The 24,381-nt window shown below is 62.2% G+C and carries 15 protein-coding genes; 8 read left to right on the top strand and 7 right to left on the bottom strand.

Annotation, left to right across the window (positions count from 1 at the left end; translation table 11 throughout):
* Window positions 1–10 precede the first annotated feature (10 nt).
* Complete coding sequence (locus PSH87_RS12650) at window positions 11–607, top strand: TetR/AcrR family transcriptional regulator (protein ID WP_305433905.1); 597 nt, start codon at window positions 11–13, stop codon at window positions 605–607.
* 122 nt (window positions 608–729) lie between these two features.
* Here PSH87_RS12650 and PSH87_RS12645 read toward each other — a convergent pair whose 3' ends face one another.
* Entirely contained in the window at window positions 730–1,407 is a 678-nt protein-coding gene (locus PSH87_RS12645) for a GNAT family N-acetyltransferase (RefSeq protein ID WP_305433904.1), read from the bottom strand.
* A 21-nt stretch (window positions 1,408–1,428) separates the two neighbouring features.
* Entirely contained in the window at window positions 1,429–2,337 is a 909-nt protein-coding gene (locus PSH87_RS12640; RefSeq protein ID WP_305433903.1) for a LysR family transcriptional regulator, read from the bottom strand.
* 113 nt (window positions 2,338–2,450) lie between these two features.
* Here PSH87_RS12640 and PSH87_RS12635 point away from each other — a divergent pair, with 113 nt between their 5' ends.
* The 6 genes from PSH87_RS12635 (at window position 2,451) to PSH87_RS12610 (ending at window position 10,326) form a co-directional block, all read left to right on the top strand.
* Window positions 2,451–3,623, top strand: coding sequence for an MFS transporter (locus tag PSH87_RS12635; RefSeq protein ID WP_305433901.1), 1,173 nt, complete (start codon window positions 2,451–2,453; stop codon window positions 3,621–3,623).
* A 54-nt stretch (window positions 3,624–3,677) separates the two neighbouring features.
* Window positions 3,678–4,388 carry a FadR/GntR family transcriptional regulator gene (locus PSH87_RS12630; RefSeq protein WP_305433899.1) on the top strand — a complete coding sequence of 237 codons (711 nt, stop codon included), beginning with the start codon at window positions 3,678–3,680 and terminating at the stop codon, window positions 4,386–4,388.
* Window positions 4,389–4,491: 103 nt separating this feature from the next.
* On the top strand, window positions 4,492–5,685 hold the full coding sequence (gene lhgO / locus PSH87_RS12625) for an L-2-hydroxyglutarate oxidase (protein WP_017734578.1): 1,194 nt from the start codon (window positions 4,492–4,494) through the stop codon (window positions 5,683–5,685).
* Window positions 5,686–5,743: 58 nt separating this feature from the next.
* Window positions 5,744–7,069, top strand: coding sequence for an MFS transporter (locus PSH87_RS12620; protein ID WP_017734577.1), 1,326 nt, complete (start codon window positions 5,744–5,746; stop codon window positions 7,067–7,069).
* A gap of 82 nt (window positions 7,070–7,151) precedes the next feature.
* A complete protein-coding gene (locus PSH87_RS12615; RefSeq protein ID WP_026136502.1) occupies window positions 7,152–8,003 on the top strand; it encodes a CAP domain-containing protein in 852 nt (283 codons plus the stop codon).
* Between the two features lie 139 nt (window positions 8,004–8,142).
* On the top strand, window positions 8,143–10,326 hold the full coding sequence (locus PSH87_RS12610) for an ATP-binding protein (RefSeq protein WP_017734575.1): 2,184 nt from the start codon (window positions 8,143–8,145) through the stop codon (window positions 10,324–10,326).
* Window positions 10,327–10,330: 4 nt separating this feature from the next.
* Here the strand turns inward: PSH87_RS12610 and PSH87_RS12605 are convergent, their stop codons facing one another.
* From PSH87_RS12605 to PSH87_RS12585, 5 genes are all read right to left on the bottom strand, one after another.
* Window positions 10,331–11,497 (bottom strand): diguanylate cyclase, encoded by a 1,167-nt coding sequence (locus PSH87_RS12605; protein WP_017734574.1) that lies wholly within the window; start codon window positions 11,495–11,497, stop codon window positions 10,331–10,333.
* A 119-nt stretch (window positions 11,498–11,616) separates the two neighbouring features.
* Window positions 11,617–15,789, bottom strand: coding sequence for a hypothetical protein (locus PSH87_RS12600; RefSeq protein ID WP_305433897.1), 4,173 nt, complete (start codon window positions 15,787–15,789; stop codon window positions 11,617–11,619).
* A 214-nt stretch (window positions 15,790–16,003) separates the two neighbouring features.
* Window positions 16,004–18,235 (bottom strand): 1,4-alpha-glucan branching protein GlgB, encoded by a 2,232-nt coding sequence (gene glgB, locus PSH87_RS12595; protein ID WP_305433896.1) that lies wholly within the window; start codon window positions 18,233–18,235, stop codon window positions 16,004–16,006.
* A complete protein-coding gene (gene treS / locus PSH87_RS12590; protein ID WP_305433894.1) occupies window positions 18,232–21,579 on the bottom strand; it encodes a maltose alpha-D-glucosyltransferase in 3,348 nt (1,115 codons plus the stop codon). The genes glgB and treS overlap by 4 nt, the downstream gene beginning before the upstream one ends.
* Before the next feature lie 158 nt (window positions 21,580–21,737).
* Window positions 21,738–23,726, bottom strand: a complete 1,989-nt coding sequence (locus PSH87_RS12585) for an alpha-1,4-glucan--maltose-1-phosphate maltosyltransferase (RefSeq protein WP_305433892.1) — start codon at window positions 23,724–23,726, stop codon at window positions 21,738–21,740.
* Window positions 23,727–23,930: 204 nt separating this feature from the next.
* On the opposite strand from PSH87_RS12585, the gene PSH87_RS12580 reads away from it, so the two are divergent.
* Window positions 23,931–24,089, top strand: coding sequence for a hypothetical protein (locus tag PSH87_RS12580; RefSeq protein WP_257781499.1), 159 nt, complete (start codon window positions 23,931–23,933; stop codon window positions 24,087–24,089).
* Window positions 24,090–24,381 lie beyond the last annotated feature (292 nt).

Raw genomic sequence — 24,381 nt, 5'->3', positions numbered from 1 at the left:
GTATATAAGCATGTCAAGCCATGAACCCCCTGCCCCACGTCGCCGCCTGTCGCGCGAAGATCGCCTGCGTCAACTGTTGGACGTGGCCTGGCAACTGGTCCGCGATGAAGGCACCGACGCCCTGACCCTGGGCCGCCTGGCAGAACTGGCGGGCGTCACCAAGCCGGTGGTCTACGATCACTTCGTCACCCGAGCGGGGTTGCTGGCGGCGCTGTATGCCGATTTTGACGGGCGCCAGAACCAGGTGTTTGCCGAGGCCATCGAAGCGAGCCATGCGACGTTGGCGGACCGGGCATGGGTGATTGCCGCGTCCTATGTCGATTGCGTGTTGTTGCAGGGACGGGAAATCCCCGGGGTGATTGCGGCGTTGAGCAGCTCACCGGAACTGGAAACCCTCAAGCGCCAGTACGAGGCGATCTTCCTCGATAAATGCAGCGCCGCGCTGTCGCCGTTTGCGCCCGGCGGCAGTGTGTCCCGGGCTGGTTTGCGGGCGATGCTGGGGGCGGCGGAAGCCTTGTCCCAGGCGGCGGCCAGTGGTGAGCTGAGTCGGGAGGAGGCGCAGCAGGAATTGCTTGGGATGATTCTGGGGATGGTGGGTAGGCAGTGACGGCCTCATCGCAGGCAAGCCAGCTCCCACACTTGATCGGGTTCACACGGTCAAAATGTGGGAGCTGGCTTGCCTGCGATAGCAATAGGGCAGACACCACATCTGCCACAGAAAATTGAATCTCAGCCCCGCCCCTGCACAAACATCTGCACCTTGCGCGCCAGTTGATCCAGATGCCGGTCGCGCTGCTTCTCGGCATCCACCATCGCGCGCTTGCCGTGCTTTTGCAGCAGGTAGGTGTGAATCTGCCGCACTTCCAGCGAGCTGTAGATCGGCGCCACATCGAGCACACCCATCAGGCCGTCGGTGCCATAGCTGCGGGTATTCATCAACACCTGGGTGCCCCGCGCGCCACGCACCTGAAAGCCCATGGCTTCGAAGGCCGGGACTTTTTCGACAGCGCAGCTCAGCTCGGCGTGGGGATAACGTGCCAGCACATCGCCGATCATGGCGCGGGCCACGCCCTGGCGCCGGAAACCGGCCTGCACCGCCATGAACGCGATACCGCAGGCCTCGGGGTCATCTTTCACCGGCAGGCACAGCACGAAGCCAATGACCTCTTCCGGGTCCTGCGCGGCGGTGGCGACAAGCAACTCGACCGCAATCCCCTTCGCCCCATTCAAGGCCTCCAGGTACAGGTGCACCTCAAAGCCGATGGCGTACTGGTAGATGTTGTACAGCAGGTTGCTCGGCGGCAGGGCCACGCTGCTGATGTCGGTGAGGTTGTCCACCACCATCTGCAGGATCTGGCCATTGATGGGCTCGGGGCACGGCGTGGTGTAACGGGTAAGGCTGAACATGCACATTCCTGGGGTTTCGCGTCAAGGCTGCGGCGATTGTACCTGTTGCGGCCCGCAGACCTCACGCAAACATCCACGCAGCCAGCGATGGCCCAGGTCGGCATCCAGGCGCGGGTGCCAGAGCATCGCCACGGTAAAGGTCGGCAATGCCAAGGGCAGCGCGAAGCTGTGCAGGCCTTCGCGCTGCTGGGCGGTGTAGCGTTCGGGCACGCTGGCGATCAGGTCGGTGGCGCGGGCCAGGGCGATGGCGGTGGCGAACCCGGTGACAATCGTGCCGATCTGGCGGCTGAGGCCCTGGGCTTCCAGCGCGTCGTCGATCTGCCCACGGTCGTGCCCGCGCCGGGACACGTAGACGTGCTGGCCCTCGGCATAACGCTGCGCGCTGATGTCAACCTGGCTCAGGGGATGGCTGCTGCGCACGACGCCGATCAAGCGGTCGCGAAACAGCGCCTGGGTCAGCAGCTCGGGGCTGGCGTTGGCATCGACCACGCCGGTTTCCAGGTCAACGCTGGCGTCGCGTAGCCAGGCACTGTCCTTGTCGGTCTTGTTGACGAAGCGCAGGCGCACGCCAGGTGCTTCCGCCGCGATACGCGCGAGCAACGCCGGGCCGAAGTTTTCGACGAACTCGTCACTGGTGCGCAGGGTAAAGGTGCGCTCGACCCGCGCCATGTCCAGGGTTTGCGCGGGGCGCAGCACGGCCTGGGCATCCAGCACCAGGCGGCTGACCTGTTCGCGCAAGGCCAAGGCCCGTGGCGTCGGCACCAGGCCACGGCCGGCACGCACCAGCAACGGATCACCGGTGGTGTCACGCAAGCGCGCCAGGGCGCGGCTCATGGCCGAGGGGCTCAGGCGCAAACGCTTGGCTGCACCGGCGACGCTGCCTTCGGCAAGCAAGGCATCCAGGGTGATCAGCAGATTCAGGTCGGGCATCAGCGCTCCTTATCAGGCGTCTTGTGCAGGTATTGAATGCAATCCATGCGTCTTCCGCCATGTTAGGCGAGCCCGTAGATTTGTGACAGCAGCGATCATTCAAGGAATCCCAGATGCACACATCCACACGCGGCGCCCTTTTCAGCCTGTCGCTGTCCATGTTGCTGGCCTCCCTCGGCACCAGCATTGCCAATGTCGGCCTGCCCAGCCTGGTGCTGGCCTTCGACGCGTCATTTCACGCGGTGCAGTGGGTGGTGCTCGCCTATTTGCTGGCGATCACCGCCGTGATTGTCAGCGCGGGCCGCCTGGGTGATCGCCTGGGGCGGCGGCGGTTGTTGCTTGCCGGCTTGTTGCTGTTCGCCCTCGCCTGCGGACTGTGTGCCATGGCGCCGTCGCTGCACTGGCTGATCGCCGCGCGCGTGCTGCAAGGGCTCGGTGCGGCGATCATGATGGCGATGACCCTGGGGATGGTCGGCGACACGGTCAGCAAAGAGCGCACCGGGCGCGTGATGGGCTTGCTCGGCACGCTGTCGGCCGTCGGCACCGCCATGGGGCCCAGCGTCGGTGGCGTGTTGTTGAGCCTGTGGAGCTGGCGCGCGCTGTTCCTGCTCGGCGCGCCGCTGGGCCTGCTGGCGGCCGCCCTCGCCTACCGCTATCTGCCGAATGAACCCGGTGCACGGGCGACAGCGCCGTTCTGGTCGGCACTGACCAGCCCGGGGTTACGCAACGGCCTGGGGATGAGCGCACTGGTGTCGGCGGTGATGATGGCGACGTTTGTGGTCGGCCCGTTCTACTTGTCCCGGGGCCTGGGGCTCGCGCCGGCGTGGATGGGTCTGGTGATGGCGGTGGGACCTTGTGTCGCGGCCGCCACCGGCGTGCCTGCCGGCCATCTCACCGACCGCTTCGGCAGCTCGCCCATGACCTCCCTCGGGCTGGCCATCATGGCCGTGGGCGCGTTGTCACTGGCGCTGGCCAGCGGCCTGTTGGCCTACCTTGGCGCGCTGGTCTTACTGACGTCGGGCTACAGCCTGTTCCAGGCCGCCAACAACACCGCGGTGATGCGTGATGTCGAAGGCCCACGGCGCGGCACGGTGTCGGGCCTGCTGAACCTGTCGCGCAATATCGGCCTGATTTTCGGTGCCTCGGCCCTCGGCGCGGTGTTCGCCTGGGCGACGCCGGATATCGTCCGCGCCACCCCGCAATCCGTGGCTTTTGGCCTGCAAACCACCTTTGCGGTGGCGGTGGGCTTGATCCTGTTGGCCGGCACACTGCGATACAAACATTGACAAGATAAAATCGCAGCGACTATTGTCTGACAACCTGATCACCAAGGTTGTCCCATGCTTGAGCTCCAGCGCCCCGACTCGCTTGTCGTGCGGGTTGTCAGTGCGATCCGCGCAGAAATCGATTCCGGCCAATTGCCGCCGGAGTCGCGCATGCCCACCGAACAGCAACTGGCCGAACAACTCAATGTCAGCCGTTCCGTGGTGCGCGAAGCCATTGCCCAGCTCAAGGCCGATGGCGTGATCACTGCGCGCCGGGGCCTGGGCTCGTTCATTTCGCAGACGCCCGCGGGCACGGTGTTCCGTTTCCCCCAGCCCAACGGCCGCAGCCCCAACCTGGCGCAGATGTTCGAAGTGCGCCTGTGGATCGAAACCCAAGCCGCCTCGATTGCCGCCCAGCGCCGCGATGAGGCCGACCTGCAGCGCATGAAAAGCGCCCTGCAGGCCATGCAGGACCACCGCGACAACTTCGAAGCCGCCGCCCTCGCCGACGTGGAATTCCACCGTGCCATCGCGGATGCCAGCAAGAACGACTACTTCGTCGCGTTCCATGACTTCCTCAGAAGCCAACTGGCCAGCGCCCGTAAAACCGCCTGGGAAAACTCGGCGTCGCGCTTTGCCACCGGCTCCGCCGATGCGACCCAGGAACACCAGGCGCTCTACCAGGCCATCGCCGACGGCGACGCCCCACGTGCCGCCGCCAGTGCCGAGGCGCACTTGCGTGCTGCGGCGCGGCGCCTGAGCCTGGAGCTGCCAGCCACCCGTTGATCCTTTAAGTAGCGTGTCCTCGACACGCCATTTTTTTAACAAAAACATTAGTCTGACAACCTGATAAGCAGACCGAAATGTGCAACTTTAGGTACCCCACGCAATGATTCATGACTTTTGCATTATCGGCGGCGGCATCGTCGGCCTGGCCACCGCGATGGAACTGCTCAAACGCCAGCCGGGCGCCTCGCTGGTGATCCTGGAAAAAGAGGCGGTGCTGGCCAGGCACCAGACCGGCCACAACAGCGGGGTGATCCACGCCGGCATCTACTACGCACCGGGCAGTCTCAAAGCCGACCTGTGCAAGCGCGGCGCCGAGCAGACCAAGCAGTTCTGCACGGAGCACGGGATCAAGTTCGAGGTGTGCGGCAAGTTGCTGGTGGCCTCCAGCCCCCTGGAAATGCAGCGCATGGAAGCCCTTTACGCGCGCTCCCAGCTCAACGGCATGCAGGTCGAGCGCCTCGACGCCGACCAGTTGCGCCAGCGCGAACCGAACATCGTCGGCCTCGGCGGCTTGTTCCTCGACGCCACCGGTATCGTCGATTACCGCCAGGTCTGCGAAACCATGGCCCAGGTGATCCGCCGCAGCGGTGGCGAGATCTGCCTGGAACGCACTGTCACCGCGATCCACGAAGACACCGACAAAGTCACCGTGAATACCCGTGGCGAAACCTGGCAAGCCAAGCACCTGGTGGTCTGCGCCGGTTTGCAGTCGGACCGCCTGGCTACCCTCGCCGGCATTCCCATCGACCACCAGATCATCCCGTTTCGCGGCGAATACTTCCGCCTGCCCGCGGCGAAAAACAACATCGTCAACCACCTGATCTACCCGATTCCCGACCCGGAGTTGCCGTTTCTTGGCGTGCACCTCACGCGCATGATCGACGGCAGCGTCACCGTCGGCCCGAATGCCGTGCTCGGCCTGGGCCGTGAGAACTACCGCAAGTTCTCGGTGAACTGGCGCGACGTGGCGCAGTACGCGAGCTTCCCCGGCTTCTGGAAAACCCTCTGGCAGAACCTCGGCTCCGGCACCACCGAGATGAAGAACTCGCTGTTCAAGTCCGGCTACCTGGAGCAGTGCCGCAAGTACTGCCCATCGCTGACGATCGACGACCTGCTGCCCTATGAAGCAGGCATCCGCGCCCAGGCGGTGATGCGCGACGGCAGCCTGGTCCACGACTTCCTGTTCGCCCAGACCCCACGAATGCTCCACGTGTGCAACGCGCCCTCGCCGGCCGCCACCTCAGCCATGCCCATCGGCGCGATGATCGCCGACCGCCTGTTCCAGCCCGAGTAACACCCAGCAATACGCGTCCATTTGACAATAACTATAAAGACCCAGAAGGAAGTCCAGCATGTCGGCACCTGCCTCCATTCCGTCCACCGAAACACCCGAACAAACCCGCAAGCGCCTGCGCAAAGTCGCCGCCGCGACGATCTTTGGCTCGATGCTGGAGTGGTACGACTTTTACCTGTACGCCACCATGGCGGCCATTGTGTTCTCGAAGATCTTCTTCGATAACAGCGACCCGAAAACCGCCACGCTGATGGCCTTTTCCACCTTTGCCATCGGCTTTATCGCCCGCCCGTTCGGCGGCATCCTGTTCGGTTACCTCGGCGACAAGTTCGGCCGCAAGCAAGTGCTGGTGCTGACCTTCTGCCTGATGGGCGTGTGCACCACGCTGATCGGCCTGATCCCCAGCTACGCCTCGATTGGTATCTGGGCGCCGATCCTGCTGGTGTTTATCCGCATCATCCAGGGCCTGGGCGCGGGCGCCGAGCTGTCGGGGGCGGCGGTAACGTCCTACGAGCACGCGTCGGAAGGCAAGCGCGGCAGTCAAGGCGCATGGCCCGCACTGGGCCTGAACCTGGGCCTGTTGCTGTCGTCACTTACCGTGTACGTGCTGACCATCAACGGCAATGAGTTCCTGCTGGCCGGTGGCTGGCGTATCCCGTTCGTGTGCAGCATCGTGCTGGTGGGTGTGGGCCTGTGGGTGCGCAACAGCATCCCGGAAACCCCGCAGTTCAACGAGCTGAGCAAGGAAGCCGCCAAGGCCAAGGCCTCGCCGCTGAAAACCCTGTTCAAGAATGATATGAAAGGCCTGGCCGTGGTGTTCTTCGTGGCGATTGGCTACAACGCCCTGAGCTACATCTTCAAGACCTTCTCCCTGGCATACCTGACCCAGTTCAAAGGCGTGGATGTGCATGTCACCTCACTGTCGGTGACCATCGCCAGCCTGATCGCCATCGTCGCCGTGCCGTGCTTCGGCTGGCTGTGCGATAAATGGAGCAGCAAGACCGTGCTGATGCTCGGCGGCGTGTGCTCGCTGCTGTTCGCCTACCCGTTCCTGGCCCTGCTCAACACCGGCGAAAGCCTGATGATCTACATCGCCATCGGCGTCGGCACAGGCATCCTTGCGCCGATGATGTTTGCCCCCCAGGGCTCGTTCCTGAGCCGGCAGTTCCCGACCCAGACCCGCTCTTCCGGCTTTGGCACCGGGCGCGAAATCGGCACGGCCATCGCTGGCGGCCTGGCGCCGCTGGGAGCACTGTCGATGGTGGCAGCATCGGCCACCCATTCCACCGATGGCGTGGTGATCATCCTGGGCATTTCGGCCCTGCTGGTGGTGGTGTTTGCCCTGTGCGACCAGGGCCGCAAACACTCGGCCTTCAAGAACTGAAGGAAAAAGTTCAGACCAACGGGTGCATGGACGCACCTGGATCGCGCATCATGGGCACTTTACAAGCTCAAGGGTAATGTCCATGCGCGTGCTGTCATTGATGATGGGCCTGACGACGCTGGCCGCCACTACGGTGTTCTGCGCCAGCGCGATGGCGAATGAAGAAAGTCAGTTGGTACAACAGATCAACCAATACCGCAGCCAGCTACAGCGCTGCGGTGACCAGGGTTCCCAGGAACTGCCACCGCTGACCAGCGACACACGGCTGGTGCTGCCGGCGAATAATGTCGGCGACCTGCAACAGGCACTGGCGCGGGCGGCGTATCCGATGGTCAACGTGCAGGCCATCAGCCTGTCCGGGCCCAAGGATGCTGCGGCAGCCATGAAGGCCGTGCGCGAAAGCTTCTGCCGTGTGGTGCTGGACCCGCAATTTGTCGATATCGGCGTGAGCAACAGCGGCCAGGACTGGCGCATCGTGCTCGCCCGCCCGCTGCTGTCCAGCGGCCTTGGCGACTGGCAGACCGAAGGCAAGCAATTGCTCAACCTGGTCAACGCCGCCCGATCCCAGGCACGCCAATGCGGCACCCAGGCGTTTACCGCCACCACGCCGCTGAGCTGGAACGACGACCTGGCCGGCGCCGCCAACAGCCACACGCGCAACATGGCCAACGGCAATTTCTTCGATCACCTGGATCACGACGGGCGCACCCCCGGCGACCGTGCGGAACTGGCCGGGTATATCGCAAAAAACATCGGCGAAAACATCGCCGCCGGCCTCGACACCCCGCGCAAGGTGGTGGACGGCTGGCTCGCCAGCCCCGGGCATTGCGCCAACCTGATGAACCCGCAATTTCGCGAGTTGGGCGCGGCGTACGCCATGGACCCGAAGAGTGATGCAGGCATCTACTGGACGGGGTTGTTCGGCACCCAGTAACCTATTCAAATGGATAGAGCATCAAAATGCCATCTCCGCGATAATTGCGTTGAACTGCCAACAGCCATTCCGGTCTGTTGCGTGTCGGCCTGACCCTCCAGGCGATTAACAAGACGGCGGCAAACAAGGTGTTCTTCCAATGATGAATTGGCTGCAAAGCAGCAGCGACATGGCCGAGCAGGTGCGCTTGCATGATTGGGCCAGTACGCCGCTGGGCCCGCTGGACCAGTGGCCGGACGTGCTCAAGACCACCGTCGCGCTGTGCTTTGCCTCCAGCTTCCCCCAGGCCATCGTTTGGGGGCCTTCCCTGACCATGCTCTATAACGATGCGTTTATCCCGATCCTCGGCGACAAGCCCTACGCATTGGGGCGCCCGTTCAGCGAGGTGTGGAGCGAGGCCTGGAATGACATCAGCCCGATCGCCAAGGCAGCGTTCGAGGGGCATGCGACGTATATCGAGAACTACCCGCTGCTGATCGAACGCGGCGCCGGTACCGAGCAGGCCTACTTCACCTTTTGCTACAGCCCGATCCGCGACCCCCACGGCAGCGTGGTGGGCATGCTCGACACCGTCACCGAAACCACCGCCACCGTATTCCTGGCGCGGCGCCTGGCGATGCTGGACGCAATCGGCAATGCCGTGGCCAATGCCACCGACGCCGAAGCCATCATGACCAGCACCACCCGCCTGCTGGCGCAGCACCTGCAAGTGTCCAATTGTGCGTATGCCGACATGGACGACGATGAGGACGGTTTCACCATTCGCGGCAACTGGGCCGCGCCTGGCTCGCCGAGTATCGTCGGGCGTTACAGCCTGGCGTCGTTCGGCGCCTTGGCGGTGCAGCGCCTGCGGGCTGGCGAACCCTTGGTGATCCGCGACAACCGCGTGGAATTCCCCCCCGACGAGTCCGCCAGCTACCAGGCCCTCGGGGCCACGGCGACGGTGTGTTTCCCCCTGATCAAGGAAGGCCGGCTGACCGCCCTGATGGCGGCGCACCACAAATCGGCGCGGGTCTGGTCGCCCTATGACCTGGCGCTGCTGGGGGAAGTCACCGAACGTTCCTGGGCCCATATCGAGCGCGTGCGCGCCGACGCCGCCGTGCGCGAAGGGCTGGCGGCCTTCAGCGAACTGAACGCGACGCTGGAGCAGCGGGTGGAAGAGCGCACCACCGCCCTCACCCAGGCCGAAGCCGCGCTGCATCAATCGCAAAAGCTCGAAGCCATCGGCCAATTGACCGGCGGCGTGGCCCACGACTTCAACAACCTGCTGACCATTATCCGTTCCTCGGTGGATTTCCTGCGCCAGCCAGGGTTGTCCGAAGAACGCCGGCAACGCTACCTGGGCGCCGTCTCCGACACCGTCGAGCGGGCCAGCAAGCTCACCAGCCAACTGCTCGCCTTTGCCCGCCGCCAGCCGCTGAACCCGGAAGTCTTCGACGTGTGCCAGCGCGTGAGCAACATCGGCGAGATGCTTGAGAGCCTCACCGGTGCACGCATCCACGTAGAGGTCGAATTACCGGCGCAACCGTGCCATGTGCGGGTCGATTCCAGCCAGTTCGAAACAGCGCTGATCAACATTGCCCTCAACGCCCGCGATGCCATGGACGGCCAAGGCACCCTGAGCCTGCGGGTAGCCCAGGTATCGACGCTGCCGCGCATTCGTGGCGATGCCGAAGCACAGCAGCAGTTTGTCGCGGTTTCGCTGAGCGATACGGGGGTGGGTATTCCCAGGGACACCTTCGAGCGTATTTTCGAGCCGTTCTTCACCACCAAGGCCGTGGGCAAAGGCACCGGGCTGGGCTTGTCGCAAGTGTTCGGCTTTGCCAAGCAATCGGGTGGCAACGTCGATGTGAGCAGCACGCTGGGCCAGGGCACGCGGTTTACCCTGTACTTGCCCGCCGTCGCCGCACAGGTGGAACAGCCCGGGCCGTCACCTGAACCCGGCACGCGCCTCGACACCGCGCAGCGGCACATCCTGATCGTCGAAGACAACCTGGAAGTCGGGCGTTTTGCCAACCAGATCCTGCAAGATCTCGGCTACCAGACCACCTGGGCCACCCATGCCGAACAGGCACTCGCGCTGGCGGGCCCGGACGCCATGGCCTTCGACGGGATTTTCTCGGACGTGGTGATGCCCGGCATGACCGGCGTGGCCATGGCCAAACGGTTGCGCCAGCGCCGACCGGACCTGCCGGTAGTGCTCACCTCCGGCTACAGCGAAGAGCTGGCCGACAGCGGCTACGAAGGCTTCGAGTTCCTCGCCAAGCCCTACTCCGCCGAGCAGGTGGCACGGGCACTGGCCAAATCCATGCAGCGCGAGTGACCGCCTACTCGGCCACGGCCACCTGGTTGCGCCCCTGGGCCTTGGCGCGGTACAGCGCCTTGTCGGCGGTATTCATCAGGCTGTGCAGGTCCTGGTCAAGGCTGCGGATCGACGCCACGCCGAGGCTGGCGGTCAAGCCATGCACCGGCTCGGCCGCCAACCCGGAAATCGCGCGGATCAACTGTTCGGCGATGTTGCGCGCCGTTTCCAGGGAGGTATTCGGCAGCAGCACGGCAAACTCTTCACCGCCCAACCGGCCGTACACATCCGTCTGGCGGAACGAGGCGCTGATCACCCCGCCGATCTGGCGCAACACCTGATCGCCCGCCTGATGGCCGTAGGTGTCGTTGATCTCCTTGAAATGGTCCATGTCCAGCATCAGCGCACACAGCGGCTGGCTGTTGTGCCGGCACTGTGCGTACAACAAGTGGGCATGTTCGAAGAACGCGCGGCGATTCATCAGGCCGGTGAGTTCATCGGTCTGGGCGGCGCGGGTGGAAATATTGTGGGCACGTTCCATTTGCCGGGTCAGGCGAAAGGCTTTTTCCAGGGCATCCGAGAGTTTGCGCGTGGCGCTGACCACAAACGTCGAAAACACCAGCACTGCCACGGCCACGCCGACTTGCATGGGCGACGGCTGGAACAACAGCCACACCGTGCACGGCAACAACACCAGGGCCATGGACATCAGCGTCATGTAGCGATACGCCGAATAACACGACACCGCACTGACCGACATGCCCACGGTGAACAACATCACCAGCACCTGGGACACGCGGTCGTCGGTGGGCATCACGGCCAACGCGCCCGCGCCCCAGATTCCCGCGGACAACATCAGGGTCAGCCAGTAGCGACGCTCCCAGCGATCCGGTGTGCGTTCGGCATGGGGGCAACGAAACCAGCCCATGAACAGGTGGATGCGCAGCAACGATGACGCCCCCAGCGCCACCAGCCAGATCAGGATGACCTGGTGGGAAAACCGGTCCCAGCACAGCCAGCACAGCATGGCCGCGCCGAGAAAGCTGCCGAAAATGGCGGCAAATGATTGTCGAAACAGCTGGTGCAGACGGTCGGTCCGCACCTGCTCCTCAATAACGCAATCCTGGTCCTGCCCACGCTCAAGGCCATTCATGAAATCCGCCTGCTTCGACTGCCACGACAAAGGCGCCATTGTGGCACCCTGCCAGCAACCTGAACAACTGAATCCAGCCAGTTAGGGCCGTTGTCTGGCGCCGGACACATGAAACATGCATCCACAGCCGATCTTTTAGTGCCGCCGCCGCACCCTACTCAAAAAACTTGCGCTTCTCCCCTGACGGTTGCATCTATCCAGCGCGGCTCCATCGGGTCGCTCCACACCGAAGTGGGTGGAGTATTGCCGTCACTGATCAGAATTCGCCGACCTTCCTGGCTCCATTCCTGCATCCGCGCCTTGAACTGCGCGGGGTAATCCGAGGCGCGGCAGGTGATGCCGGCCCAGGGATCGACGATCCAGGCGTCAGCCCACTCGGGCTCGGCAAACCCTTTGCTCCTGGGCTGGCCTGGGGGGCCACCGACGATACCAAACGTATGCCCTTTGACTTGCGCGATGCGCGCATGGCCACCACTGGCGTTGATGGTATCAACGGCAACCTTGGCCATCTGGTCGCAGTTCCCCGCCCCGGTCTTGAGGACGATTTCGGAATAATTCGGCGCTCCCGTTCGAGTGTAAAGCCAGCTCACTGTCTCGGCTGCGACATTGCCGCGAAGGGCCTCTCCGGGTTGCCCCGGCACTTGTTGATTGGCAGACCTTATGCCGGTGGCCTGAAACTGATCATCAACCGCCTTCCTCCCCCCTTCGGCATAGAGCCGGTTTTGATCCGCCGGCGGTAGCTGGCCAAAACCCGACGGTTTACCGATGGGCTCGAGTCGAACCGGTTTTGCGGCCACCACGACCTTGCCTGGTTTACTTCCGGACGCATAAACGCTCATCAGGACTTCGCGCTTCTTCTCTGGAGTGAGGCCGCTCAACACCTGGACAAGATGGTCCATTTCCAAAGCCGACATGGGCTCATCCGCCACGATCTTCTTGACCAGTGTGTCCATGGTGGGCAGAACCACCAACTGATTGTTCGGGCTACTCTGCGCAGCAAACCCGTAGAAGTCCCTGAATTGATCATGGGATTCGATAAGATGCCGGCTGACTGGATCATTCCGGGACAAGCGGTGAAAGTCGAGTTGAGCTGCGCCGTTGAGTTCAGCGTAGTAATGAATACCGGTGTCACCCTCCACCACCACGTATTGGCGGCCGTTGTAGTCAATTTTCTGGCCTCTTACCATTCGCTGGTCATGACTCAAGTCGCTGATCGAATCCATTTTCACCACAACTGTTTCGTTGTTCAGCGAACGCGCCACGCCAAAATCATCGAAGCCAAAATCCGGTTCGTTGACCAGCGATCCAGTCGTCTGGCTTTTGTAGGTCACCGCCTGCTGCCTCGCAATCGGCAGCAATTCCTGCTGACCCGCTTCATTGACGCGATGCAAACGTCGTTCATGCACGACGGTGCGCGGCCCGTTAGCCGATCCGGTGCCGGGAAACAGGCGCCGGTGCTCAAGTGCCTGGGCATCCTGAAAAATGAAGGTCCCGCCTGGCTGGATCTCTTTGGTGTAACACAGGTCATTGAAGCCACGCCTGAACCTGCGCGCCCCTGCGCCACAGGTTGCCGTGAACCCTTCCAGGGGACCTGCATGATCAGGGCCGCCGAGTTTGGTCAGGCGATCCGGCTTGCGAGGGTCATAGCGGAAGACATCGTCACCGACCACAACGTCTGTGTGATTTCGCCGGTTCAGCACCCGCACTTCATCCCTGGAGATACCCTCGGGTACCCTGACGGTGCCGCCTTCAGGCAAGGTTCGGGACGTCACGGGTATTTTCGGGGTGACATCATAGTGGCCTTTCCCCGGCAGTTTGAGCGGCGACATGCGCCTGAACTGTGCAATGCCCGTCTGTATTCGATCAACGTCCCCGGCCTGGAACTTCAGCCCTTTCCCTCCCTTGATATTGAAGCCCGGCATCACGGGATCCAGTGGGTTCAGATTGCTTGCCACTGAGACACCGAACTGCTTGACCAAGGGCACGAACCTTGGCAACAAGGCGCGAATACTGATCTTGCCGAGGTTGGACAATACCCGCACAGAACCTGCGGCGAGCTTGCCCGCCGGGCCGGCGAACGTGAATAGCCCGTCGACGACCAGGCTGATGATTCCCTGCTTGGTATTGCCGTTGACGAGGTCCTCGATGCCCCCCCAGAAAGGTATAAAAAACTGACCTACGCCTTTGATACGCTCCCAGAACGCCTCGTCATTTTTTTGCGCCGAACTTTCCCTGTCAGGGTCCGCACTTGCCCACTCCTTGAGTCTGTTTTCATCAACGTAGAACAACTCTCGGGTAACGGTCTTGGCAAGGGCTGCCGAGCGCTCAGAGCTCAACGTCTGGGGTACCGAAGCACTGTCCGTACGGCCAGTGGCCGGAAAATGATCGAGCTGCTGCGCAACGACTATCGAAAAACTCTTGGGGCGCGGGCCTTTGCCAGCCCTGAACGCAGCCCACTGCTTCTTGAATTCGGCCATCCCCGTACGACTATTACGAACAACCAGCTCTTCAGACGCGAAGCCGTCAGCGGTGTGCTCGACTGAAATGAAATCTTTGCCGAAACTCTTGTCAGCCGGGTCATAGGCCTCCAGGACCGGTTTCAGATCATCGCGCCGCCGGGCTATGCCCTTGATCGGGTTGATTTCGTAGTAGTTTGTTTGCCCTTCATGCTCCGCTTTGATGACAAACCCCGGTCGCGTCCTCGCAGCTTTTTTCTCGTCCTCTGTCTCCTTGGCTGAGTCGGGCTTGACCCTGAGGGCATAGACCGTGACGGTGCCGTGTTCAATCGCCACACGATCCTGTGTCGGCAACTGTGACAACTGGTTGCGCACCACTTTGTCATAACCCGCCTTGGCCTTGCCCAAGTAGTCTTCAAAGGCAGACTCGAAGGCATCGTCATCGTAGACCGGATACTCGTAGGTGACATCGGAGGGCTTGATCTTTTCGCCGTTAAGATGCCTGTAGAGCGCAAAAAAAGGGCTTATCAGCGACAACAGCTCAGTGCGTGATGTGCCCTTTTCCATACGTTCGAAATAGTTTTTCCGCATGGGCACATCGACTGCAAGTTGCGCTGTCGCCTCGACAATACCGTGGACATGCTCATCAAATGCAGACATGGCGCGGGTGATCTCTGCCTTCGAATACTCGTCCTTCGTTGCAATCACCCCCTGCATCGCCGCCCATTCCAGCGTTGCCGGAATACGCGTGCCCGCAATCAGCGCCCACTGCTCGTTCGTAGTCGCCTGTTCGCCAAGCTTGCCCGGCAGATCGACCAGCTCTTGAAAGCTCATGCTTCGCGACGAACCTGGCTCAATCGCGTCCGCCAATGCGACACCGTGCTTGAAGTTCACCCACGCCGCAGTTCCCTGATAGTGCAAATCCGCCGGAATATCCCGCACGGCAAAATCCGCCGGGAACTGTGGGCTGAACAGATACGCGGCCAGATTCGCGTCGGAGGGGGAGATGTTGTGTGCGTCGACCAAGTGCTGCCTGAACTGCGCAGTAATATCCGGATAGTGCTTGTTGCCATGCGCGCCAGACGCCAGGTTGAACCCCGCAATATGTCCGGGCTTGCGCGCTTGCACAGGTTCCAGGCTGAGGACAATCGCCTTGATCAACAGCTGGACTTTAACGGCAGAGGAGATAAGCCCATCGACTGGAAAATCACTGCCCGCAAGTTTCTTCATCACCTGGTGAACCAGTTCTTCTGCCTTGGGTGATTTCCAGATCAACTCCAGCAGCGTGGCCGGCGAGCGTTGGGCTTTTTCGAGCGCGGACGCGGACAGTCCCTCGGTCAAATAACTCAACAAAGGCTTCTGGTGCTTGGCTTGTACCTCATTGACCAATGCCGATATGGCGTCGTCATTACTCTCCTGCAGCAGCCCATCTTGCTTGCTTGACTCATCCCCCATCCCCAAGGAAATTTCGCTGCGTGTATTTTCCAGGCTATCAATTGCCGCTTTAACTTGAGCCTGAGTCCCAGGGTTCGACGGCACAATGCCATAGAACTTGAGCATATTATCCAGTCGGTTGGTGCCCGGCTGAGTCGAGCCGTTGGGCGGAATGAGCGGCGAATCCTTGTTGAGGAACAAGCTCTTCTTCCGGGCATCCGGGGGCTCTGTCTGGGTCTGAAGCTCCCGTAGCGCACTTGACATTTCATCAAGATCAAACAGCTTCCCCCTAAGCTCGGCACCTGATGAGTCGGAGGTTTGACCGGGTGCCGCTGCCAACATGGGGCCTGGCTGCCCCAGGGCGGAAACTGACGGCTTGGGGTGTGACGGGGCGATCGTTGCCACGACATCACGTTGGATATTCAGCGGGAATGATGTCATGGATATGGCTTTGTCTCAGGGAATGGAGGTCATAGACCGGCCGACGAAACAAGGCGTGTTGATAGATTTACGCCAAATCGCCTACATCCATGTGTGGAGAAATCGTAGGAAATTGCTCCATCGAGATGTATGACATTTTGCGTCCAGCCAGCACGGGCGTGCCGCTGCTGCACACCCGTTGACTCCCAGACAGATCATCCCTAGCGGGCGGCGGTTATTCAGGCCGCAGAATCAGCACCCCCAACGGTGGCAGATTCAGCGTCAACGACACCGGTTGCCCATGGCGCGGTTCATCCTGGGTAAACACTTCGCCCCCATTGCCATAGTTGGAACCGGCATAGGTGTCGGCATCCGTGTTGATCACCTCGCTCCAGCGTCCGGCAAATGGCACGCCTACCGCGTACGCCTCCCGGGGCACCGGGGTGAAGTTGGCCACCACCAGCACCGGCCGGCCGTCCTTGCTCCAGCGCAGCCAGGCGTAGACGCTGTTGATTGCATCGTCGCCGATCAGCCACTGGAAGCCCTGGGGCGCGTCGTCCTGCTCGTGCAGCGCCGGTTCTTCGCGGTACAGGCGGTTCAAATCGCCCACCAGTTTCTGCACGCCCTTGTGCTCGGCGTACTGCAACAGGTACCAGTCCAGTTGCTGGTCATGGTTCCACTCGCGCCACTGGCCGAATTCACAGCCCATGAACAGCAATTTCTTGCCGGGATGCATCCACATGAAGGCCAGGTAGGCCCGCAGGTTGGCGAACTTCTGCCAACGGTCGCCAGGCATCTTGTCGATCAGCGAGTGTTTGCCGTGCACCACTTCGTCGTGGGAAATCGGCAGGATGAAGCGCTCGGACCAGGCATACACCAGGCCAAAACTCAGCTCGTTGTGATGATGGGCGCGGTACACCGGGTCTTGCTGGATGTAGTGCAGCGAATCGTGCATCCAGCCCATGTTCCACTTGTAGTTGAAGCCCAGGCCGCCCTGTTGGGTCGGTTGGCTCACGCCCGGCCAGGCCGTGGACTCTTCGGCGATCACCAGCGCGCCCGGTGCCTCCTGGGCGACGACATCGTTCAAGTGCCGCAAAAAGTCGATGGCTTCGAGGTTCTCACGACCACCGTGGCGGTTGGGCACCCACTCGCCGGCCTTGCGCGAATAGTCGCGGTACAGCATCGACGCCACGGCATCCACCCGCAGGCCGTCCACGTGGAAGTGTTTGAGCCAGTGCAACGCCGAAGCCAGCATAAAGCCATGCACTTCGGTGCGGCCGAGGTTGTAGATCAGCGTGTCCCAATCCTGGTGAAAGCCTTCCAGCGGGTTGGCGTATTCGTACAGCGCGGTGCCGTCAAACTGCGCCAAGCCGTGGGTGTCGGTGGGAAAATGCGCCGGTACCCAGTCAAGGATCACGCCGATATCGGCCTGATGCAGGGCGTTGACGAAGTAGGCGAAATCTTCCGGCGAACCGAAGCGTGCCGTCGGCGCAAATTGTGACAGCGCCTGATAACCCCACGAACCGCCGAACGGGTGCTCCATGATCGGCATCAGTTCGATGTGGGTGAAGCCCAGTTGCTGCACGTAGGGGATCAAGCGCTCGGCCAGCTCGCGCCAGCCGTACTGGCGGGCGACTTCGCCGGCCTCGTCCAGCTCGCACTGCCAGGAGCCCACATGCAGTTCGTAGATCGACAGCGGCGCCGTGGTCTTGTGCTTGTCGAGGCGTGATTGCATCCAGTCATGGTCCTGCCAGTCCACCTGCAACGGCGCGGCGACTTTCGACGCGGTGTCGGGCGGCAGTTGCGTGGCCAGCGCACAGGGGTCGGCCTTCAGCGGCAAGATGCCATTGGCACCGAGAATTTCGTACTTGTAGGCCGCGCCCGGTTGCAGGCGTGGGATAAAAATCTCCCATACGCCAGAAGGATGCCGCAGGCGCATCGGATGACGCCGGCCGTCCCAGATATTGAAATCGCCGACCACCGACACCCGCCGCGCATTCGGTGCCCACACGGCAAAGCGCACGCCTTGCACGCCATCCACCGTGGTCACTTGCGCGCCAAGGCAACTGCTGAGGTCGCGGTGGTTGCCTTCGGCAAACAGGTACAGGTCCATTTCCCCCAGCAACAACTGGCTGAAACTGTAGGGGTCTTCGGTGATCTGCTCGCCACCGGCCCACTGGATCTGCAGCAGGTACGCCTGGCGCGTGGTGAAATGCCCGACAAACAAGCCCGGCACCTGGGTTGCGTCCAGGCTGCCGAGCGGCTCGCCGTTGTCGCGCGCCAGCACCTGGACGCTCAGCGCCTCGGGCAGGAACGCGCGGATAAACTGGCCGCCCTGTTCGTCATCGTGCGGCCCCAGGATCGAGAACGGGTCCGGGTGCTCGGCGCGCACCAGCGCTTCGATATCGTTGGATGCTGGCAATGCAGTCAACTTGGGCTGCAGCGGTTCTTTATGTGTAAAGCTCATGACGTCTCCCCACCGCGTGCAGTTTTCGATATAGGTTCAAGCCCGCTGAGCAGGCGGTGCAGCCCTTGCAGGGGCACCGGTAGCCAGCTGGGGCGGTTTTCCGCTTCGTAAGCCACTTCGTACGCGGCCTTTTCCAGGCTGAACAACGTCAGCGCGGCGTCCTGGCCCTTGGCGTCCTGCCAGTCATGCGCCAGTGTAGACGTAGCTGCCTGATAAGCCTGGATAAAGGCCTGACGTGCGTCATTCAGGTAACGATCAGTCACGCGTTGGCGCGCCAGGTCGGCTTCGGGCGAGTGGTCCAGCCCTTGTCCATTCAGGGCCAGCGCCGCTGCGTAATCAAACGAACGCAGCACGCCACTCGCATCTTTATACGGGCTGTGCTTGCCGCGTCGTTCATGCAACGGCCGCGCCGGTTCACCTTCAAAGTCGATCAAATAGGCATCACCCTTCACCACCAAGACCTGGCCCAGGTGCAAATCACCGTGGACGCGTATACGCAGCCCACCGGCCGTGGCTTTCGCCAGGGCCTGGACATGCCGGGCGATGGCTTTTTCCTGTGCCAGCAACTCAGTGACCCGCACTTGATCCGCAGGGTTCAACTGAGGTTGGTGATGACTGAGCAATTGCAGGGCGCGGTCGAGCTGCGCACCGATATCCCTGGCCCACGCCTGGGTGTCTTTGACGCGGGTGATTTCAGGCTTGAAGTCAGGATCAGCCGTGTCCGCGCCCAATACCCCGTGCATTTCGCCCAGGCGCTGGCCGAGCAATCCAGCGAAGTCCTTTAGCTCGCCGAGGGCGTTGTAGTGCTGTTCCTGCTCGGAGATGGCGCCGGCCAATTCATCACGGATCGCCCGCTCCAGGCTGTTCTGGGTCCAGGCCCAGGCGTCGCCCTGATTGCTCAGGTAACCCTGGGCAATCATCAACAGGTTGTCCTGCCCGGCCCCGTCGCGGCGAATCACTGCGCCCAGCAGCGGCGAAATATTCGGGTAGCCGGCGGCGGTCAGGTAGGCGCTCATCTCCAGTTCCGGGTGCACCCCACTGGCGACCTTGCGGATCAGCTTGAGCACCAGGCCCTCACCCACCACCACCGAGCTGTTGGACTGCTCGGCCGACAGGTAGCGCACTGGCGCGTCGTCCGTCAGTTGCAACTTGGCCAAGTGGGGTGTCGCGTCAAACTGCAACTCGCCATCACTGGAAGGTAGCCGCGTACCGGCCTGCAAGCCCTGGATCACCGCCCGAATAAAAGGCTCAAGGCTGAACGCATCGGTCACCAGCCCCACCTGGTGCGCACGCCGCACACGGGCCAGGGCCAGTTGCTGGGGCAAGGCGCTGGTGAATTCGTCTTCAGCGAGGAAGCCGAACGGCAACTGGTAGCGGCTGACCTGACCGGCGCTGGTCACCTCGATTTCGCTGAGCAATACCGGGTGCTGCGCGTCGCCGAAGCGCACGCCGTAGGCAATGTGCACGCTGTCGATGGCGACATCCTTGGCCGCGAACCAGCGTCGCTTGGGCAACCAGGCGGGCAGCGCGGTCTGTTCCAGCGTGGCGCGACAGGGTTGTTCCAGCAGTTCTTCCAGGCGTTGCTTCAGCACCAGGGTGGTGAAGTCCGGCATGCTCTGCGCCGGTTCGACATGCCAGCTGGGCATCTGGTTTTCCGGCGCCAGCACGAACCAGTAGAAGCCGTAGGGCGCCAGGGTCAGCAGGAAATGCAACTGGCCGATGGGCGGAAAGGCGTTACCGCCGAGCATCTCCACCGGCACCATCCCGGCATACGCCGACAGGTCCAGCTCGGCCGCCTGGGCGCTGCGCGACACGTTGGCCACACACAGAATGATTTCCGTGCGGCCGTCCTCCCCGGTGAACTCGCGGGTGTACGCCAGGATGCGACGGTTGGCGGGCGACAGCATGTTCAAACGGCCCCGGCCAAACGCCTTGGATTGCTTGCGCACCGCCAACATGCGCCGGGTCCAGTTGAGCAACGAATGGGGGTCCTGGGCCTGGGTTTCGACGTTCACCGACTGAAAGCCGTACTGCGGGTCCATGATCGGCGGCAACACCAGGCTGGCCGGGTCGGCGCGGGAGAAGCCGCCATTGCGGTCGATGGACCACTGCATCGGCGTGCGCACGCCATCGCGGTCGCCAAGGTAAATGTTGTCGCCCATGCCGATTTCATCGCCGTAATACAGGGTTGGCGTACCGGGCATCGACAGCAGCAGGCTGTTGAGCAGTTCGATGCGCCGGCGGTCGCGCTCCATCAGGGGCGCGAGGCGGCGGCGAATGCCCAGGTTGATACGAGCGCGGCGGTCGGCGGCGTAGTAGTTCCACAGGTAGTCGCGCTCTTTGTCGGTGACCATCTCGAGAGTCAGTTCATCGTGGTTGCGCAGGAAGATCGCCCACTGGCAATTGGCCGGGATCTGCGGGGTCTGGCGCAGAATATCGGTGATAGGGAAGCGATCTTCCTGGGCCAGCGCCATGTACATGCGCGGCATCAGGGGGAAGTGGAAGGCCATGTGGCATTCGTCGCCGTCATCGCCCCTGGGGGCGCCGAAGTAGAGTTGCGTGTCTTCCGGCCATTGGTTGGCCTCCGCCAGCAACATGCGGTCGGGATAGTGGGCATCGATCTCGGCGCGGATCTGTTTAAGCACGTCGTGGGTTTGCGCCAGGTTTTCGTTGTTGGTGCCGTCGCGTTCGATCAGGTACGGGATGGCATCCAGGCGCAGGCCGTCGATGCCCATGTCGAGCCAGTAGCGCATCACCGACAGCACGGCCTTCATCACTTGCGGGTTGTCGAAGTTGAGGTCTGGCTGGTGGGAATAGAAACGGTGCCAGAAGTATTGGCCGGCCACCGGGTCCCAGGTCCAGTTGGACTGCTCGGTGTCGAGGAAAATGATGCGGGTGCCGGCGTACTTCTGGTCGTCATCGGACCACACGTAGAAGTCCCGCGCCGCCGAACCGGGCTTGGCCTTGCGGGCGCGCTGGAACCACGGGTGCTGGTCGCTGGTGTGGTTGATCACCAGCTCGGTGATGACCCGCAGCCCGCGCTTGTGGGCCTCGGCAATAAAGCGCTTGGCGTCGGCCAGGGTGCCGTAGTCGCTGTGTACGCCACGGTATTCGGCGATATCGTAGCCGTCATCGCGACGTGGCGAGGGGTAGAACGGCAAGAGCCACAGGGTGTTCACACCGAGGTCGGCGATGTAGTCGAGCTTGGCGATCAGCCCGGGAAAGTCGCCTATACCGTCGTTATTGGCATCGAAGAAGGATTTGACGTGAACCTGGTAGATCACCGCGTCCTTGTACCAGAGCGGGTCCTGGGTGAAGGGGTCTGGGCTGGGTTTCTTCGCCATTGGAAACTCCTGAGAATACGTTCAAAACCATCTGGAGAAACTCGGTCAATGTGGGAGCTGGCTTGCCTGCGATAGCGGTTTATCAGCACCAGAAGTATTGGCTGATGTACCGCTATCGCAGGCAAGCCAGCTCCCACATTTTTTGATCTCCACAGGGCTTAAGAGAGGGTGATGCGCCAGATCCCGAACGGCATCTGCGGCTCCAGCCGCATCCACTGGGTCTTGCCATACCAGGTCCAGCGATGGCCATTCATCAGGTCTTCACCCTGGGTTTGCGCATCGTCCGGCAAGCCCAGTTCCCACAGCGGCAATTCGAAATTCGCCTCCTGGGCGTTGTAGGGATCGAGGTTCACCGCGATCAGGACAAAGTTGCTGCCGTCCTCGCTGCGCTTGCCGAAATACAGGATGTTGTCGTTCCAGGCGTTGTACAGCTTCAAGCCCAGGTGCGTGTGCAACGCCGGGTTTTGCCGGCGGATGCGATTGAGCTGGGCGATCTCGGCGATGATATTGCCCGGCGCGGTGAAATCCCTGACGCGTATCTCGTACTTCTCCGAATCCAGGTATTCCTCTTTGCCCGGCACCGGCGCGGCTTCACACAGCTCGAAACCCGAATACATGCCCCACAGGCCCGAGCCCATGGTGGCCAGCGCGGCACGGATCAAAAAGCCCGGGCGGCCGGATTGGTGCAGGAACCCCGGATTGATATCCGGCGTGTTGACGAAAAAGTTCGGCCGGAAACACTCGCGCCACGGCGACTCATTCAGTTGGGTGAAGTATTCGCTCAATTCGGCCTTGGTGTTGCGCCAGGTGAAATAGGTGTAGCTCTGGGAGTAACCGACCTTGCCCAGGCGCGCCATCATCGCCGGTGTGGTGAAGGCTTCGGCGAGGAAGATCACCTCCGGGTATTTGGCCCGCACATCGCTGATCAACCACTGCCAGAACGGCAGCGGCTTGGTGTGGGGGTTGTCGACGCGAAAGGTCTTCACGCCCTCCTCGACCCAGCCCACCACGATGTCGCGCAGCTCGGTCCACAGGCTGGGAATGGCATCCGCCGCATAGAAATCGACGTTGACGATGTCCTGGTATTTTTTCGGCGGGTTCTCCGCGTACTTGATCGTGCCGTCCGGGCGCCAGTTGAACCAGCCGGGGTGTTGCTTGAGCCACGGATGGTCCTGGGAGCACTGGATGGCGAAGTCCAGGGCGATTTCCAGACCGTGCTCGGCGGCGGCCTTGACCAGGCGCCGGAAGTCATCGCGGCTGCCCAATTGCGGATGGATCGCCTCATGCCCGCCCTCCTCGCTGCCGATGGCGTAGGGGCTGCCCGGATCATCGGGGCCGGCGGTCAGGGCATTGTTGCGCCCCTTGCGATGGCTGCGGCCGATGGGATGGATCGGCGGGAAGTACAGCACGTCGAAGCCCATGTCATGGATCATCGCCAGCCGCGAGTGCACATCATTGAACGTGCCGTGGCGCGCGGGATCGTCGGTGATCGAGCGGGGAAACAGCTCGTACCAGCTGGCAAATTGCGCCGCCTGGCGCTCGACGTCGATCGGGTAGACGGTGCTGATGCTCAGGTAGGCGCGGTGATCGGCCTGGGTCATCAGGTGTGCACTGTCTTCGTGCAGGAACAGCGCGACCTGCTCGGTTTCCAGCAGGCCGGACAGTTCGTGGTGCAACACCATCAGCCGGTCGCGCAACGCGTTGTCACTGCGCTCGGCGGCTTGCAGCACCAGGCTGCGGCCTTCCTGCAATTCCAGGCTGACCGGCACCCCGGCTTCGTGTTTCTTGCGCAATTCGTAGCAGAAGCTGGCAAACGTATCGACCCAGGCTTCGATGCAGTATTCATGGGGCCCTTGATGGGTGACGGTAAACGCGCCTTCCCAGCCATTGTTGCCCACATCGCTCATCACCACGCTGTGCCAGCTTTCGTCGTGCAGCGGCCGCCAGCGAATCAGCACAGCGAGTTTGTCGTGGCCGTCAGCGAACACCTTGCTGGTGACGTTGACACGCTGCCCCACCACGGCCTTGACGGCAAATTCGCCGCCGTCGATCACCGGCATGGTGCTTTCAATCGCGATCCTGGGCAGTAACAGTGCCTGGGACAGCGGTAATGCGGATGCATTGGGAACCAGTGTTTCAGCAGTCATCGAGCATCTTCCCCTTACGCCCAGTGGACGCTCTTTGCTTGATCCGGGTTCTGATACGCCAGCGCTCTCCCTGAGCGCTACCGTCATAGGTCCGAGCCTGTGCCCGCGCGAAAAGTTCAGGTGGATGTGCTGCCGCCGGGCAGGGAATCAATCCCTCCAGGCCGCTGTCCACCGATAGAGCAAAGCACAAAGGAGGCCACACTGATGAATATCCCGATCCCGGCTGAAACCCCGGACCCGAATATCGACAACCCGACCCTGCCGCCCACCGAGCCGCAACCGATTCCAGAGCAGGAGCCACCTGAAAAACTGCCCCCTGCGGTGGAGGAACCGCCGCAAACCCAGCCACCGGTGATCGTCTGACTATCGGGCCAGCCTGCCGGATCGCCCGTCACTGGCCCTCATTCGATGATGCTGCTCACTACATAACAAACTGAAACAACCTACAAAACCAACAAACATTTACCCACCTCAAGCCCAGGGCACGGTTTTTATACTCGCTGGTGTAAGCGCCCCTTTTCGGTCCATGAACGGGGTGTTTACCCCATTCATCGCGAGGAAACCCTGATGTCAACTATCCAGCCGCAGCACACTCCCCCTCCCCTCAAGGCCCCACCGTCGCACACCCCCAGTGCACAACAACCGACCCCAGGCA

This window comes from Pseudomonas sp. FP453 (assembly GCF_030687495.1).
Lineage (GTDB): Bacteria > Pseudomonadota > Gammaproteobacteria > Pseudomonadales > Pseudomonadaceae > Aquipseudomonas.
Note: the sequence above shows the minus strand (reverse complement) of the source record. Positions and strands in the feature narration are given on the sequence as shown.